The organism is Veillonella rodentium (assembly GCF_900187285.1).
GTDB lineage: Bacteria > Bacillota > Negativicutes > Veillonellales > Veillonellaceae > Veillonella > Veillonella rodentium.
In genome coordinates this window covers 375,180-390,069 of sequence record NZ_LT906470.1, presented here as the reverse complement: position 1 = coordinate 390,069, position 14,890 = coordinate 375,180, and the positions used below count along the sequence as shown (strand labels likewise).

At 45.3% G+C, this 14,890-nt stretch carries 14 protein-coding genes; 2 read left to right on the top strand and 12 right to left on the bottom strand.

The annotated features are described in order from the left end of the window. Positions 1-81: 81 nt before the first annotated feature. Complete coding sequence (locus CKV62_RS01580) at positions 82-1,071, top strand: AEC family transporter (RefSeq protein WP_095065158.1); 990 nt, start codon at positions 82-84, stop codon at positions 1,069-1,071. 91 nt (positions 1,072-1,162) lie between these two features. Here the strand turns inward: CKV62_RS01580 and CKV62_RS01575 are convergent, their stop codons facing one another. The 9 genes from CKV62_RS01575 to glmS all read right to left on the bottom strand — a co-directional run bounded on the left by CKV62_RS01575 (position 1,163) and on the right by glmS (position 9,439). Continuing rightward, positions 1,163-1,453: an ArsR/SmtB family transcription factor gene (locus CKV62_RS01575; RefSeq protein ID WP_095065157.1), complete on the bottom strand. Its 291-nt coding sequence runs from the start codon at positions 1,451-1,453 to the stop codon at positions 1,163-1,165. Between the two features lie 108 nt (positions 1,454-1,561). Next, positions 1,562-2,008, bottom strand: a complete 447-nt coding sequence (locus CKV62_RS01570; RefSeq protein WP_095065155.1) for a universal stress protein — start codon at positions 2,006-2,008, stop codon at positions 1,562-1,564. A gap of 170 nt (positions 2,009-2,178) precedes the next feature. Next, a complete protein-coding gene (locus tag CKV62_RS01565; RefSeq protein WP_231968348.1) occupies positions 2,179-3,444 on the bottom strand; it encodes a hypothetical protein in 1,266 nt (421 codons plus the stop codon). A 9-nt stretch (positions 3,445-3,453) separates the two neighbouring features. Further along, positions 3,454-4,212, bottom strand: a complete 759-nt coding sequence (locus tag CKV62_RS01560; protein WP_095065153.1) for an amino acid ABC transporter ATP-binding protein — start codon at positions 4,210-4,212, stop codon at positions 3,454-3,456. A gap of 152 nt (positions 4,213-4,364) precedes the next feature. Next, the gene (locus CKV62_RS01555) at positions 4,365-5,018 is read right to left on the bottom strand and encodes an amino acid ABC transporter permease (RefSeq protein WP_095065151.1); all 654 of its coding nucleotides are present in this window, start codon (positions 5,016-5,018) and stop codon (positions 4,365-4,367) included. 124 nt (positions 5,019-5,142) lie between these two features. Next, positions 5,143-5,955: an amino acid ABC transporter substrate-binding protein gene (locus CKV62_RS01550; protein ID WP_095065149.1), complete on the bottom strand. Its 813-nt coding sequence runs from the start codon at positions 5,953-5,955 to the stop codon at positions 5,143-5,145. Between the two features lie 93 nt (positions 5,956-6,048). Next, on the bottom strand, positions 6,049-6,525 hold the full coding sequence (locus CKV62_RS01545; RefSeq protein WP_095065146.1) for a hypothetical protein: 477 nt from the start codon (positions 6,523-6,525) through the stop codon (positions 6,049-6,051). Positions 6,526-6,562: 37 nt separating this feature from the next. Then, positions 6,563-7,549, bottom strand: coding sequence for a tryptophan--tRNA ligase (trpS, locus tag CKV62_RS01540; protein ID WP_095065144.1), 987 nt, complete (start codon positions 7,547-7,549; stop codon positions 6,563-6,565). A gap of 57 nt (positions 7,550-7,606) precedes the next feature. Further along, a complete protein-coding gene (glmS, locus tag CKV62_RS01535; RefSeq protein WP_095065142.1) occupies positions 7,607-9,439 on the bottom strand; it encodes a glutamine--fructose-6-phosphate transaminase (isomerizing) in 1,833 nt (610 codons plus the stop codon). Positions 9,440-9,897: 458 nt separating this feature from the next. On the opposite strand from glmS, the gene CKV62_RS01530 reads away from it, so the two are divergent. Next, on the top strand, positions 9,898-11,352 hold the full coding sequence (locus tag CKV62_RS01530; protein ID WP_095065140.1) for a hypothetical protein: 1,455 nt from the start codon (positions 9,898-9,900) through the stop codon (positions 11,350-11,352). Positions 11,353-11,448: 96 nt separating this feature from the next. On the opposite strand, the gene CKV62_RS01525 is transcribed toward CKV62_RS01530, so the two are convergent. The 3 genes from CKV62_RS01525 to CKV62_RS01515 all read right to left on the bottom strand — a co-directional run bounded on the left by CKV62_RS01525 (position 11,449) and on the right by CKV62_RS01515 (position 14,868). Continuing rightward, positions 11,449-11,580 carry a hypothetical protein gene (locus CKV62_RS01525; RefSeq protein WP_269456719.1) on the bottom strand — a complete coding sequence of 44 codons (132 nt, stop codon included), beginning with the start codon at positions 11,578-11,580 and terminating at the stop codon, positions 11,449-11,451. Positions 11,581-11,752: 172 nt separating this feature from the next. Further along, positions 11,753-13,102 carry a phosphoglucosamine mutase gene (gene glmM, locus CKV62_RS01520; protein ID WP_095065138.1) on the bottom strand — a complete coding sequence of 450 codons (1,350 nt, stop codon included), beginning with the start codon at positions 13,100-13,102 and terminating at the stop codon, positions 11,753-11,755. A 158-nt stretch (positions 13,103-13,260) separates the two neighbouring features. Beyond that, the gene (locus tag CKV62_RS01515) at positions 13,261-14,868 is read right to left on the bottom strand and encodes an NAD(P)/FAD-dependent oxidoreductase (RefSeq protein ID WP_095065136.1); all 1,608 of its coding nucleotides are present in this window, start codon (positions 14,866-14,868) and stop codon (positions 13,261-13,263) included. Between the last annotated feature and the right edge of the window lie 22 nt (positions 14,869-14,890).

Below are 14,890 nucleotides of genomic sequence, written 5' to 3'. Positions count from 1 at the left end.
GACCTGTATAACAAATGTATACATTCATGCTCAAATCGTCATATTTTATATCATACCAGTAAAGAAACTCCAGGTGAGATGATGAATCTATTCGAATTAATAGGCCATATTTTTATCAATTCCATGGTCCCTATATTTATGCTCATCGGCATGGGATATGTATTAGATAGAAAATTCAAGCTCGATTTATATACATTGAGCAAACTCAATTTCTATATACTGCTACCGGCTTTCGTCTTTAAAGCCCTATATGAAGCCAAGTTTTCATGGAGTACATTGGAAATCGTACTTTGTGCCATTTGTGTACTCATACTGAACTATATCGTTTCAGATATTGTCGGCCGTCTAAACGAATACGACATCGCCAAGACAGCGACCCTAAAAAACTGCGTCATGTTCAATAACTGCGGTAACATGGGTGTAGCACTGGCACTCTTCGTATTCAGCAATATCCCTTATGTAATCAACGGAACCGCCCCCTATGCCGACCTCGGTATTCTAAGTGTCGTATCGATCATGGTCATTCAAACCATCACGAGCAACACTTTCGGATTCTACCAGGCCGGCGCCGGCCGATTGAGCTCACGAGATGCGCTCAGAGTCGTGTTTCACATGCCCATGGTCTACGCTGTACCCCTGGCACTTCTATGTAAACTGCTGCCTTATGACTTGCACAATGTCTTCGCTTACGCACCGCTCACGATATTCGCACAAGCCTTTGTGGGCATCGCGATGCTCGCTTTAGGTGTACAAATCAATAGAACACCGTTGAATTTCTTCAAATCTGATGTTTTGTTGGCAAGCAGCTTACGACTCATCGTAAGCCCACTTCTCGCAGCAGCTGTAACCGTATGCTTTATCCTGTTCTACGGCCCAATGCACCCCATTGCGGCGCAAACACTCGTCATCACATACAGCGTACCGAGCGCTATCAATATGGCCCTCATCGCCATCGAAATGAAAAATAATCCGGAATATGCAACACAGGTCGTCATGGGCTCTACTATTCTTTCGGCAGTAACCATGCCTATATTTATCACATTGGCATATTATTTATTTCCGCTATACTAACAAAAACACATCTCGTACAATCGACGAGATGTGTTTTTTTATACCGTATTCAAAAACTTTACATATCAATCTTCTATATTGAAATCAGTCTTTATTGATGCGCCACATGTTCCATCCCCATTCGCACAAGGCCTTCCACGTGATCATCATCGAGGGAATAATACACTGTCTTACCTTCTTTACGATATGTAACAAGTCGTGCCTGACGCAACACGCGTAACTGATGAGATATGGCGGATTGTCCCATTCCCATCGTCTCAGCAATATGATTGACGCACATTTCATTATCCAGCAATAATTCCACTATTGTAAGGCGTGTCGGATCACCAAGGATTTTGAATAGTTCTGCTAACTTGATTAAAGATTCTTTTGTGTCCCCCATCGGTATCCCCTTTCTATATATTATAGATATATTATACAAAAAAAAAGGCTTTGTTCATAGAACAAAGCCTTTTTATGTAATTTATTTATAACAATCTTATGACAGTTATTATTTAATAATTAATACCGGGCATGTGGAGTGGCTGGTCACATAGCTGCTTACACTACCCATAAATAAGCCTTTCAATGGTCCGAGACCACGACTGCCCATTACGATAAGATCCGCATTGTATTTCTTTGCCACAGCGAGCAATGCAGGTCCAGGAGAACCGACTTCAAATACACTTTTAACCTTAACGCCTGCAGGGATTCCTTTCACTACATCATTCAAGATTTCCTTACCGGTTTCCTCCATATCCTCAGCAATTTGTTCGGACACATAACCGCCTGAAATCGGTGTTTGATCAAAATTGGAAATAGCAGACACAATATTAGCAACGTGAACAACAATCAATTCAGCGTGGTTGCGATCCGCTACAGCGAGAGCATGTTCCAATGCGCGCTTAGCATTTTCAGAGCCGTCTGTAGGTACGACAATAGTTTTGTAGGTAACCATAATAACCCCTCCTATTCCTAATCCCTCAAAGGGGATATGATCAAAGATTGTTTAGCCTATATTACTATATTCTAGACAAACAAGGAAAACTCCTCTTTTTTCCCAGAGGATTTATACTCATTATAGCACAGATTTTTAAAAATTATGCAAATAATACAAATTTCTGCATATCATAATACTTGAGATGATTGATTTGTATTCAATGTCGTAGTCAATTTAAAACCGTCCAAAATGTCGATAAATTCAGGTGTCGCCAGTGTTACGCCCGCAGGTCCGATCATGCGAGCCACGGCCACATTGCCTTCATTACCGAGAATAATGGTCGCTCCGAAGGACACCTGTGCCGCCGCGGATGTATCGGCCGTATTCGGATTTTTCATGTGTCCCGTAATGTAGAACATTACGTTTCCGTCTACGATATGCGTTTCATATCGTGAAATCGTGGCCTTATTCACTTCCACCAGCTGCTTCACATAGTAATCGCCCAGCATCTGTTTCCCCATCATCGTCGGCACACCCGAGCTGACCGCCTGTACAGGAATTGTGAAAGACTCGATATCTAGTCGCACGTTGTTCTTGGCAAACGCTATTTTCCCTTTTTCGTTAATCCGTGTAAATCCCTTCGGATATGTAAATTTAATTCCTTCCACTACGTTGATATCACTCGTACCGGCGAGCATTTTCTGTACACCTTTAATGGTACCTGAGCCGCTCTTGCGATTCAATAACTCAAATGACGGTATCGTCGTTTCGAGCAATCCCTGTTCCATAAAGTCCTTTTGGAACGGAGGATAGGTGCTGGCCAAATTATATCGATGAGTCGGATCCTTATCCATGATAAACTCCGTTTCAAAAACGGATTGAACAGACTCCGTAGAGGTCATCTCCGCATAGGATTTCGGCGTAGTCCGGTTCCAACGGGCCGCTGTAGCACCTTTTTTAGCGAAAAACCCGCCTTCGATATCATTCGCATCAAATACATCGCTGTGCTGACGCCAAATGCTGAGATATTGCTCATTGCTCAAGCCCTTGATCGGCACACCGTACCAAGTCGTGTTCCATTCCTTCTGAGATACACCGTCCTGTGGCGTGTTGTTACGCTTCGTGAAAGAAACCGTATACGAATCTTCCTGGGTCGGTCCCGCCAGGTTGAAAGAATACCCCTGAATATGCCCGCTTTCACTGCGCACATCCATATCCACCATGACACCGTCGGAAACACGCCACGGAATGGTAAAAGTATATCCGTTTTTATAGTCCTTTACAACCGTATTCATCTTTGTCGCATACGATTTATATTGAGCCGGCAAAATAGATGCCGAGTCCGTTTGCGATTCCACAATAGCGTGAGGCGTCGCCTCCGTATCTGCCGCCATAGCCAACGGCCCAACAAATGCCGTCACAATCATAAACGCTGCGGTAAAACATAGTTTCATAGCTTCTCCTTATAACATATTATCCAAGAAAGCCTTGGTTCTTGGAGACTGAGGATTCGTAAAAATTTGTTCCGGTGAGCCTTCCTCCTGAATTACACCATCCGCCATGAAGATAACGCGGTCCGATACTTCCCGGGCAAAATTCATTTCATGAGTGACGATAATCATCGTCATGTGATCATCAGCCAATTGTTTAATCGTCTTCAATACCTCTCCGGTCAACTCCGGGTCAAGGGCTGATGTAGGTTCATCAAAAAGCATAATTTCAGGATTCATCGCCAAAGCGCGGGCGATGGCCACACGTTGCTGTTGACCACCAGATAAACGCGACGGATACATGTTACGCTTTTCCCATAACCCGACCTTATTCAGCAAGCGTTCAGCAATCGGCAGGATATCTTCTTTTTTCATGCCTCTGACCATGTGCGGAGCAATCATAATATTGTCAAGCACCGTCATATGCGGAAACAAGTTGAACGACTGAAATACCATCCCCATACGCAACAGTAAGTTATGTTGAGTTTGAGAATCCGCATATTTTACTGAACCGCTCTCATCAGTACTCGCAAGAACGGTTCCATCAACAGTAATAGAGCCGCCATCGATGGTTTCGAGTTGCCCTAAACATCGCAAAAATGTGGATTTCCCGGAACCGGAAGGGCCGATGATGGATACGATTTCCCCTCGATTCATCTTGAGCGACACATCGCGCAATACAGGCTGATTGTTAAAACGCTTTTCAATGCGCTCCATGTTTACAAATGCCATAACTACCTCTTAACTAGTCGCATTTACCGGGTTGATATACACGAGTTTATATACACGTGGTCAAGTATACGTGCTATGCATATATTAGCACATAGCAGCTTACTTAAAAATCACCCAGACACTCAGCTGCGACAGATTACTATAGAAACAGATTAATCTTCATATACGGAAAACCGTTTTTCCAGATAATTGAAGATATTCGTCAAAATAAAGGTAAAGAACAAATAGAACACAGCCGCCACAATAAAGGCGGAAATATCAAAATCCCGTTGCACAATCGATTTCGTAATGCGCAGAATGTCATTCATCGCCAAGACGTACACGAGGGATGTATCCTTCAATAAGTTGATTGTTTCATTAGCCAGCGGAGGCAGTACGCGCTTGAACATTTGCGGCAGTATGATGGTACGCATCGTTTGTGCATACGTAAAGCCGAGTACCTTCGCCCCTTCATATTGACCACGGGAAATGGATTGAATACCACCGCGGAAGATTTCACAGAGATAGGCCGCGTAATTCAACACAAATGTGATAACGGCCGCTGTAGCATCATCCATCTGAATGGCGCCGTCCGTAATGATTGGCAACGCATAATACATGAATAAAATTTGTAACATCAACGGTGTGCCACGCATCAAATAGACGAAAGCTTCAACGATTTTATCCACTAGCGGCAGTTTGGACAAACGCAATAGTGCGAGTAGAATACCGCCCGGAATCGATAAAATCCATACCACAAAGAACAGCGATACGGTTACCTTCAACCCATCCGCGATGGCGGGGATAATCTGCAATAAATAATCCATTAAATACTCCTTCAAAACACGACTAGAGAAGAGGCTTTTCGGCCACTTCTCTAGTGTACATTTCGTTCTTTAATTATCAGTTGTACAGACTGACCATAGCATTATTAGTATATCACGAATCGTGCTATTTAGCATCGCTCTTATCTAAGTCTGCGCCAGAACCCAACCATTTTTCAGCTAATCTATCAGCAGTACCGTCTTTTTTCATTTCCGCCAAGATACCGTTGATTTTTTCACGTAATGCAGTATCTTCTTTGCGGAAGCCTACAGCAAAATCATCAACACCATAATCGGTACCTTCTACGATTTTGTATTTACCCGGTTCTTTTGTCATCAAATAACGAGCAATAACACCGTCAGCGATAACCGCGTCGACACGGCCGATGCCAAGATCCATAAACGCACTTACGAAATCGGCATAGGATTTAATTTCTTTAACAGTTTTACCGCTTGGATCATCGGTCAAGGCCTTTTCGCCGGTGCTGGCCTGTTGTACGCCTACCGCCTTGCCCGCAAGATCGGATTTAGACTTGATGCTGTCTTCGTCATTACGAACGATGATGTATTGTTTATCTTTCATATAAACATTGGAGAATGCAATATTTTTTTCACGATCCGGAGTAATGGTTAAACCATTCCACAATGCATCGATTTTCTTGGATTTCAATTCCGCTTCCTTGCTGGACCAGTCGATAGCTTTGAATTCCACGTCCATACCGGCACGTTTAGCCGCTTCTTTTGCCATGTCGATATCAAAACCTACAATTTCGCCTTTTTCATCTTTAAAGCCCATAGGCGGGAAGCTGTCGTCCAAACCGATAACAACCTTTTTAGGTAGTTCGCCGTTATTCGTTTTCGTATCGCTGCCGCAGCCGCTTATGAAAGCCATCATGGATACCGCTGCAAGACCGATTACCATCACTTTTTTCCAATTCATCATTAGCCTCCACGGGGCACATAGCCCACCTTCACTACGAATTAATTTATCTGATGAATGTATTATACTTTAGTTCATTAAAGTTGTAAATAGCTAATTTGAAGAATTTCTGTGAATCGCATCCATCATGGCCATTTTATCCTTGTACGATACGAGTTGTATATCCAAAGGAATCACATAAATTCCGCCATGCTGATTCATAGCCTGCAGTTCACGCCACGCTTCGGTAAACCCGATGATATGATCATAATCGACAAATACATAGTACTCATCCCCATTAAACAGACTGTGAAAGTACTCTCTAAAAGAAAGAGGCCTACGTTTTAACACGAGGCCCTTTTCACAGATGAAAGCGATGCTTTCACCTAATCCATGGAGCCACCACAATATGCAAAGCAGCAGTAGATAGTACCACAAACGCGCAGCCCATTCGGACGGCATATAGCGCACCAAAAGCACGCACCCCAACACGCCGAGGATACGACCGATCCACTGTCCCCACCGATGTATTTCTATGCTCTGTTGTACGTTTCCTGATGAAAAGCGTTCCATCGCCTCTTTTTTCGTCATGGTTTGCCTCACGGATAGTAAAGTTTAATATATGATTTTATTTGCGGCACAAGCCCATCGCCTGTTCGACCTTACGGTACATACGACTAGCCTTGGCATGTGCCTTTTCAGCACCTTCATCAAGAATCGTATCAAGCTCGGAACTCGTAATCAGTTCATTGTAACGCTGCTGAATCGGTTCAAGTGTTGCCACCAGTAAATCGGCGATATCGGATTTAAATACGCCGTAACCCTTGCCGGCATACATGCCTTCGATTGTTTCGTAGCTATCCTTTGTAATAGCGCGGTAAATACCCATCAAATTGGAAATACCAGGTTTATTGTCCTTGTCATAACGAACGGCATTATCCGAATCCGTCTGAGCCCGTTTCAACTTCTTCACGATCTGATCCGGCGCATCGAGCAGACGAATCGTCGCATTCTGATTATCATCGGACTTACTCATCTTCTTCGTCGGTTCCTGCAGACTCATGACGCGAGCGCCCCCTTCACCGACCTTGATTTCAGGAATCACAAAGGTTTCCCCGAAACGACGGTTAAAACGTTCCGCCAAGTTACGGGTCAACTCAAGATGCTGCTTCTGGTCATCGCCGACAGGCACATAGTTTGTACCATATAGCAGGATATCCGCCGCCATCAACGGCGGATACGTAAGCAATGCGGTCGGGATGGAATCCCCCTGCTTTTGAGACTTGTCCTTGTACTGCGTCATGCGTTCCAATTCACCTACATAGCTGATGGATTGCATAACCCAACCGAGTTTAACGTGCTCGGGCACTTCGGATTGAACGAACAGTGTCACCTTCTTCGGATCGAGTCCGACAGCAAGGTATAAGGCCGCCAGATTACGAGTATTTTTGAATAGCTCCTTCGGATCCTGCGGCACGGTAATCGCATGTTGGTTAACGATACAATAGTAGCATTCATCTGTATCTTGATAGTCTAAGAAATTACGTAAGGCCCCCAAATAATTGCCCAGGGTTAATTCCCCACTCGGCTGGATGCCGGAAAATATAACTGCCATAATAAACTCCCTATAGTGAACAAACCAACAGGACTTAAGCCCTGTTGGTCATGTATATTACTCTACTGTTACGGATTTTGCGAGGTTACGAGGTTTATCCACGTCCGCACCGCGTGTAATCGCCGCATAATATGCCAATAATTGCAACGGCACAACCGCCAGGATAGGCGCGATAAACTTATTCGCACGAGGTACATAAATCGTATGGTCCACGTGTTTGGACAACTCGTCGTCACCCTTCATGCCGATACCGATAACGATAGCTTCACGAGCTTTTACTTCGCGAATGTTGCTGATCATCTTATCGTATACATCTTCCTGTGTCGCCAAAGCGATAACAGGTACGCCTTCCTCGATGAGAGCCAATGTCCCGTGTTTCAATTCGCCGCCTGCATAGGCTTCCGCATGAATATAAGAAATTTCTTTTAATTTCAAAGCCCCTTCCATAGCTACCGCATAATCGATGGCACGGCCCAGGAAGAACGCATCGGATTTAAAGCCGTAATGCTTAGCGAATGCTTTCATATCCTCATCCACTTCAAAAATTTCGTGAATCAAGTTCGGTAATTCTTTAATACCGCTTAAAATGTCCATCCCTAACTGAGCATCCATTTTACCGTTCAATTGACCGAGATATACCGCAAATAAAAGTCCCGCTACAAGTTGTGTAGTATAGGCTTTTGTGGATGCCACGGAAATTTCAGGCCCCGCCCATGTGTAAACGGTGTTATCCGCTTCACGGGAAATGCTGGAACCCACTACATTTGTGATAGCCAACGATTTTGCACCAAGGCGTTTCGCTTCTTTCAACGCGGCCAATGTATCGGATGTTTCACCGGATTGACTGATTACGATGCACAATGTTTTGTCGTCAGTCAACGGATTACTATAGCGGTACTCGGACGCGATTTCAACGCTTACGGGAATCCGCGCCAAGCTTTCAATATATTGTTTCGTCACAAGACCTGCATGGTATGCGGTGCCGCACGCAACGATGAGAATTTTGTTGAAAGCCGCCACATCGTCCGCAGTCCAGTTAAGTTCATCAAATACCGCCGTTTTGCCATCCTCGGAAATATGAGTGCCGAACGTATCGCGCACGGCCTTAGGCTGATCGTGAATTTCCTTCAACATGAAGTGTTCATAACCGCCCTTTTCAGCTGCTTCAGCATTCCAGTTAACGTGGAATACCTCTTTGTCGACAGCGTTGCCCTCACGGTCAAATACGGCCACATTATCACGTGTAACGATAGCAAGTTCACCGTCATTCAAGATATATGTATCGCGTGTATAGTTGATAATAGCCGGAATATCGGAAGCAACGAAGTTTTCCCCTTTGCCGAGGCCGATAACCAAAGGATTTTCTTTCTTTGTACAAATGATTTTGTCCGGTTCATCGGCACAGATGATTTCGAGAGCATACGCACCGTCTACACGATTCAACATACGACAAACAGTACCGACAAAATCGCCATCGTACATGTCCTCCAATAAATGTGCAACCACCTCTGTATCCGTTTCAGATTTGAAATGATATCCTTTTGCGATGAGTTCCTCTTTTAAAGGCATATAATTTTCAATAATACCGTTATGTACAACGGCAAATTTACCATCTTCAGATGCATGAGGATGCGCGTTCATATCGGATGGACGACCATGTGTAGCCCAACGAGTATGTCCGATACCTACAGTGCCTTCATTAGGATCCGCTTTCACAATAGTCTCTAAATTGGAGAGACGGCCTACCTTTTTTTGAATTTTAATAACATTTTCAGGACCGATAACAGCAATACCGGCGGAATCATAACCGCGGTATTCCAATTTTGCCATACCGTCCAATAAAAAATCTGATGCTTGATTAAAGCCAATGTATCCAACGATACCGCACATATGTGTTTCCTCCTATAGGGCACAGAGCCCTTATGGTTCATAATTCATTCTGTTAAACATCTCTTTCAAGTAACCTTTGTTCAATCGTCACCGATTGGCTTTGCTTTACTTGTTACGACCTGAGAGGCCGGAAGAGCATCCGCTGATGATTCGATAACCCTTCACCTCGTCGACCCGGACGACTGCCTTCGTCGGGTACCTGCGCTATTCGCCTTTACGAATTACGGGACTCCTTTCTTTAGGATACGGCAGACCTATCGGTATGAATACATACCAAATTATATTATACGTGAAAGTAGGGATGAAGTTCAAGCATCGGTATCATTTCATCGCCCTTTCATCCTTCTCTAATATACTCCTATCATTCTTAATTTTATGCAATTATATTTTATTGCATTTCCTTGATTGAAGTTTGGTGACTACTAATTTATGTAAGTGGTCATATAAAGGAGTCTATTATGGTTAAGAATGCACAAAAAAATACAACAAAAAAGAATAAAGTATCCTATAAAAACAAGCGCAGTTATGCCAAACTGCGTCGCTGGGTGATTCCCGCCGTATTCGGTGCGGCATTATCCGCCTTGGCCTTTGCGCCGACCTTTGCGGAAACAGTTGAACAGAGTCCAACCGTTTCCAACATGGTCACACAACAACAGCAGATGCCAACGACTCAATCCAATGCAGAATCCATGCCGGCAAATACACCTCCAAACAGCAATCCGCCTCCGGGAAATCCACCGGAAGGTATGCCGAATACACCTCAAGCCGAAGCGAATCCGAGTACTTTCACAGGTACATCCGTAATCACGGAAAATCAGACCGTGTCCCACGAATTCGTAACAAGCACGACAGCGGATCAGAATGCCCTCATCGGTAAAAACGGTGCGACCATCAATGTTATAGGTAGCGAATTGGACAAAACCGGCAACACGACGAGCGATGACAACAGTAATTTCCGCGGTCAAAATGCGATTGTCCTAGGCATAGAGGGCAGTCAAATCAACATTAAGGACAGCAATATTACATCCGATGCAAACGGCTCCAACGCCCTCTTCGCAACCGGCGAAGGCTCCATTATCAACGTGGAAAATGCAAATATCCACACAAAAGGCAATTCGTCACGCGGCCTTGATGCAACCTATAAAGGAACCGTAAACGGCAAAGACCTTACCATCACCACCGAAGGAGATCATTCCGCAACGCTGGCCACAGATCGCGGCGAAGGCACTATCAATGCGGATTCGGCGAAACTCACCACATCAGGCTCAGGCAGTCCTGTAATCTACTCAACCGGCAATATTACGGCGAACAATATAAACGGTGAAGCGAGAAATAGTGAAATCGGTGTCGTGGAAGGGAAAAATTCCATTACCCTCACAAACTCAACGGTAACAGGCTACAAGGATAACGGCTTTATGCTTTACCAAAGTTTCTCCGGTGATGCTGAAAGCGGCATTGCCCGACTCAAGGCGGAAAACAATACCCTTACCACCCTGTCCACCGGCGCATTTCTTTATGTAAACAACACCACCGCCGAAGCGGACTTGGCAAATAATGCGATCTCCATGCCGAATACGACGACCTTGGTGAAAGCCGCAGCCGACACTCGCTGGGGTAAGGCGGGAGAAAACGGCGGACATCTCAAACTCCGAACAAGCAACCAGGCTTTAAACGGTAATATCTTAGCGGATTCCATCAGTTCCGTCGCATTGGACATGACAAACGGATCAAGCCTCGTCGGCGCGATTAATCCCGACAATACATCTAAAAACATAACCGTAAAACTCAGCAAAGATTCCAGTTGGGTACTCACGGGCGACAGCTACGTAACATCCATTGAAAACGAAGATACCACAGGGGCGAATATAAGCCTTAACGGATATAAACTAGTTGTAACGGATAATAAACAATAGTATAAAAACAAAAAGCAACGTCATTTATAAATTGCACCTCCAAAATTGATCATAATCTTTGGAGGTACAGTTCATTTAGTACGTTGCTTTTTATATTTATGCCTTGTCAATAGAAATCAACGCCGCATTTTGTGCATGTATCAATGTAGTATCAAATAACGGTATATCCGTATCATCCTGTTTAACAAGCAGTCCAATTTCAGTACAGCCTAAAATAACACCTTGCACACAGATTTCACTAAATCACCAATAATATTTAAGATTATTGTATTCATTATGATGATTCAAATTTAAATCTCGCTCATCTCTAAGCCCCCTATATATGTAGCTGCAGCGACTTACTTTACGCAGGACGGAGCAAAGGTACATATATAGGGGGCATACTAGTTTTATATGAAGTTTATGCTAACCCCTGTTCTCTACCGATGATATCGGCAATTTCCTGACATAGGGACTGTAATGCTTCCTGATTGGGGCCTTCCGCCATGACGCGAATCAACGGTTCCGTGCCGGATGCGCGTACAAGCACGCGGCCTTCGTCGCCGAGTTCACCCTCAGCTGTTACGATAGCGGCTTTGATGAGATCATTATCTTCCCAGCCGGTCTTTGTGGCAACCCGTACGTTCACAAGTACCTGAGGATATTTCGTCATGATCCCCGCCAATTCGGAAAGCGGTTTTCCCTTTTCTTTCACAAGGGCCGCCACCTGTACCGCCGTCAACATGCCGTCACCGGTCGTATTATGGTCTAGGAAGATAACATGACCCGACTGTTCACCGCCAATAGATAAATCATGTTCGCGCATATATTCAAGCACATAGCGGTCACCGACAGCGGTGGATACGGTTTTCATACCCAATTCCTCCGCCGCTTTATGAAAGCCGATATTACTCATTACCGTACCTACAATGGTATCATCTTTGAGTTTTCCCTCTTCCTTCAGTTTAAGGGCGCATAACAGCATGATCTGGTCACCGTCCAGCACTTGGCCCTTTTCATCCACCAAAAGGCAACGGTCCGCATCACCGTCATTAGCGATGCCTAAATCGGCGTGATGTTGCTGTACCGCCACCTGCAAACCCTCGATATGAGTGGATCCGCAGTGATGGTTGATATTAAGTCCGTCCGGATTGACATTGATATTGATAACCTTTGCACCGAGGCCCGCTAAAATTTCAGGCCCCACGCTGGATGCGGCACCGTTCGCACCGTCATACACGATGGTCATACCATCTAAGGACGTATTGATGGTATGACGTACAAAATGAGCATAAAAATGCGCCAAATTGCTGTTATGTTCAATGCGGCCTATGCCATCACCGGTCGGACGGGGCAATTCATTGTTCGCACTTTGGTATACATAGGTTTCTAATTGATCTTCCACTTCATCAGGTAATTTAAACCCGCTGCCGTCAAAGAATTTGATACCGCTATCCGGATACGGATTGTGAGATGCGGAAATAACAGCTCCGGCGTCAAAACCTTGTTGTTGCACGAGGTACGCCACGGCAGGAGTCGGTATAACACCGGCGATAACCACATTGCCGCCGACGGAACAAATTCCTGCAGCCAACGAACTTTCCAGCATAGAGCCGGAAATACGCGTATCGCGACCGATCAAAAATGTAGGATGCGCCTTTTTTTTACTGAAATAAGTGCCCGCTGCACGTCCCAAATGATATGCCAACTCAGGTGTCAAAAACTCGTTGACCACTCCGCGCACACCGTCTGTACCAAATAATCGAGCCATAATTTTCCTCCTCCAAGATTTTGTGAAAGCTTTCACAAAACCACCTATAATTGCTGTTGTGTATTATATCACAATATATCACATATAGAATAACTCTAAATCATTGTTTTCCTATGAATGCACATTCATCAAGCCAGGTTAATAATTTACCTGCCATCCTAATTGTCAATTGACGGTCTGGCATATTTAGCCATACAGAGAATTGCCGTTTCGGCGCCGTCGAGGGCGGCGCTCATGATACCGCCTGCATAACCGGCACCTTCCCCCATAGGGTAGAAGCCTCCCACCGTAGGCGATACACGCTCCTCATTGCGCCCTATGCGAAGCGGTGCGGACGTGCGAGTTTCCACCCCCGTCATGCACACCTTCGGATCGTCAAAGCCATAAATACGGCGCCCCCAATACGGCAAAGCCCTCTCAAGAACGGACGTCACATAGTCCGGCAGGCACTCGTGCAAGTCGCAGTTCACTACACCTGGTTCATAACTGTATACGCTGTCCGCTACGGTCGGAGCCTGTGAAAGCCCTAAGAATTGCCCCACCGTCTGAGCCGGTGCATGAAAATTGGACCCGCCCAAGTTAAACGCTTTTCGCTCCCATTCGCGCTGAAAGGCAACACCGTCAAGGGGATGTGTTCCGAAATCGTCTGGTCCCACATTCACGACGATGGCGCTGTTCGCTACACCGCTGTCGCGGGCGTATAAGCTCATGCCATTCGTTACGACGCCGCCCTCTTCGGATGCGGAGGCCACCACCTGACCGCCGGGACACATACAGAAGCTGTATGCGGTGCGGCCTGATTCCTTATCGTGATACACCAGGGAATATTCCGCTGCACCAAGGCCCAAGCTGGCCGGCTCCACACCGTATTGCGACTGATCGATAATCGACTGATCATGCTCGATACGAACACCGATAGCAAAAGGCTTTGCAGTCATTTCAACATGACGTTTATGAAGCATTTCATAGGTATCGCGGGCACTATGTCCGACGCCGGACAGAACAACAGTCGTATCGATGCGTTCATTGTGATTGACTTCAACGCCTACAATACAATTATTTTCAATAAATAAATCCGTTATCTTCGCCCCGAAACGCACCTCACCGCCCCATTCAATGATGCGTTCGCGCATGGCTTTCACCATGGTCCGTAATTTATCAGTCCCTACGTGAGGTTTATGCTTGTACAGGATTTCCTCAGGAGCCCCGAATTCAACGAAATATTTGGAAATTTCATGGAGCCTAGGGTGAGTGATGCGCGTCGTCAACTTGCCATCCGAGAATGTACCGGCACCGCCTTCACCGAATTGCACATTGGATTCCGGTTTGAACAGCCCCTGTTTCCAAAATGTTTCCACGTCCATACTGCGCGTATCCACATCCTGCCCCCGTTCAAAAACGATGGGCCGATACCCTTCACGGGCAAGATAAAAAGCGGCCAGCATTCCTGCGGGCCCGAAGCCCATAACAACGGGACGATGAGCCAGAGGCACGGAACCGATCACAATCGGTTCCGGTTCTTCCGCATGAAACAGGGATACATCCTTCTGTTTCCCCAATCTTTTCATAACCTGCGCCTCGTGCTTCACCTCTATAAACAAAGTGTACACAAATACGATATTCGGTTTCTTACGAGCATCAACGGCACGGCGTACGACATGAATTGTTTGAATCGTACCGCGTAGCGCTGGATATTTCTTTTCTACAATATCTTTAATATCCGACTTGACCGTAACGGCCACGCGGAGATTTATTATTCTGATCATTTATGTACCTATCGTAAATAAT

What these genes read in the sequence shown, in the direction of transcription:
- CKV62_RS01580 (WP_095065158.1), top strand. Translation starts at nt 82, where the DNA reads ATGAATCTATTCGAATTAATAGGCCATATTTTTATCAATTCCATGGTC.
- CKV62_RS01575 (WP_095065157.1), bottom strand. Translation starts at nt 1,453, where the DNA reads ATGGGGGACACAAAAGAATCTTTAATCAAGTTAGCAGAACTATTCAAA.
- CKV62_RS01570 (WP_095065155.1), bottom strand. Translation starts at nt 2,008, where the DNA reads ATGGTTACCTACAAAACTATTGTCGTACCTACAGACGGCTCTGAAAAT.
- CKV62_RS01565 (WP_231968348.1), bottom strand. Translation starts at nt 3,444, where the DNA reads ATGAAACTATGTTTTACCGCAGCGTTTATGATTGTGACGGCATTTGTT.
- CKV62_RS01560 (WP_095065153.1), bottom strand. Translation starts at nt 4,212, where the DNA reads ATGGCATTTGTAAACATGGAGCGCATTGAAAAGCGTTTTAACAATCAG.
- CKV62_RS01555 (WP_095065151.1), bottom strand. Translation starts at nt 5,018, where the DNA reads ATGGATTATTTATTGCAGATTATCCCCGCCATCGCGGATGGGTTGAAG.
- CKV62_RS01550 (WP_095065149.1), bottom strand. Translation starts at nt 5,955, where the DNA reads ATGAATTGGAAAAAAGTGATGGTAATCGGTCTTGCAGCGGTATCCATG.
- CKV62_RS01545 (WP_095065146.1), bottom strand. Translation starts at nt 6,525, where the DNA reads ATGACGAAAAAAGAGGCGATGGAACGCTTTTCATCAGGAAACGTACAA.
- trpS (WP_095065144.1), bottom strand. Translation starts at nt 7,549, where the DNA reads ATGGCAGTTATATTTTCCGGCATCCAGCCGAGTGGGGAATTAACCCTG.
- glmS (WP_095065142.1), bottom strand. Translation starts at nt 9,439, where the DNA reads ATGTGCGGTATCGTTGGATACATTGGCTTTAATCAAGCATCAGATTTT.
- CKV62_RS01530 (WP_095065140.1), top strand. Translation starts at nt 9,898, where the DNA reads ATGGTTAAGAATGCACAAAAAAATACAACAAAAAAGAATAAAGTATCC.
- glmM (WP_095065138.1), bottom strand. Translation starts at nt 13,102, where the DNA reads ATGGCTCGATTATTTGGTACAGACGGTGTGCGCGGAGTGGTCAACGAG.
- CKV62_RS01515 (WP_095065136.1), bottom strand. Translation starts at nt 14,868, where the DNA reads ATGATCAGAATAATAAATCTCCGCGTGGCCGTTACGGTCAAGTCGGAT.